The 304-nt window shown below is 54.6% G+C and carries 1 tRNA gene; it reads left to right on the forward strand.

Going from position 1 to position 304, the window contains the following annotated elements:
- Positions 1 to 199: 199 nt before the first annotated feature.
- Positions 200 to 276: transfer RNA gene (locus ACNFH5_RS30625), tRNA-Ile, on the forward strand.
- Positions 277 to 304 lie beyond the last annotated feature (28 nt).

The following is a 304-nucleotide window of genomic DNA, read 5'->3' on the forward strand; positions in this document are numbered from 1 at the left end:
TCGTAACAAGGTAGCCGTAGGGGAACCTGCGGCTGGATCACCTCCTTAATCGAAGATCTCAGCTTCTTCATAAGCTCCCACACGAATTGCTTGATTCACTGGTTAGACGATAGGTTTGCTGCTCGGTTGGTTTGAGCGCGCCCCCGGCTCTTGGATAGAGAGCGGGTGAGGTCGACAAGCTGCCAAAGCCCGAACGATTGGGTCTGTAGCTCAGTTGGTTAGAGCGCACCCCTGATAAGGGTGAGGTCGGCAGTTCGAATCTGCCCAGACCCACCAATTGTTGTGGTGTGCTGCTGATCCGATG

Origin of the sequence: Pseudomonas sp. NY15435, from assembly GCF_048068295.1 — a bacterium.
Lineage (GTDB): Bacteria > Pseudomonadota > Gammaproteobacteria > Pseudomonadales > Pseudomonadaceae > Pseudomonas.